Source organism: Pseudomonas sp. yb_9, from assembly GCF_043103635.1.
Taxonomy (GTDB): Bacteria; Pseudomonadota; Gammaproteobacteria; order Pseudomonadales; family Pseudomonadaceae; genus Aquipseudomonas; species Aquipseudomonas monteilii.
The window spans coordinates 1-310 of record NZ_JBICKA010000069.1; the positions used below are offsets into that span (position 1 = coordinate 1).

General features: G+C 56.8%; 1 pseudogene. It reads left to right on the forward strand.

What is annotated here, in order from left to right:
* A pseudogene (locus tag ACF8MI_RS19100) lies at positions 1–310 on the forward strand (transposase); the annotation flags it as partial.

Genomic DNA, 310 nt, shown 5'->3' on the forward strand with positions numbered 1-310 from the left:
GAAGAATTCAAGATCGAAGCGGTCAAGCAAGTGACCGAGAAAGGCAAACCTGTCGCCGATGTCGCTCAGCGCTTGGGCATGTCCGTGCACAGTCTTTACGCGTGGATCAAGGTCTACAGCAAGCCCCAAGAGCAGCGTCAGCACGACGATGATCAGCAGGCCGAACTGCGCAAGCTGCGCGCTGAACTCAAGCGGGTGACGGAAGAGCGAGACATCTTAAAGAAGGCCGCCGCGTACTTTGCCAAGGAGTGCGGCTGAAGTACGCCTTCATCAAGAAGCACTCGATCGATTACCCGGTGCGGCGTCTTTG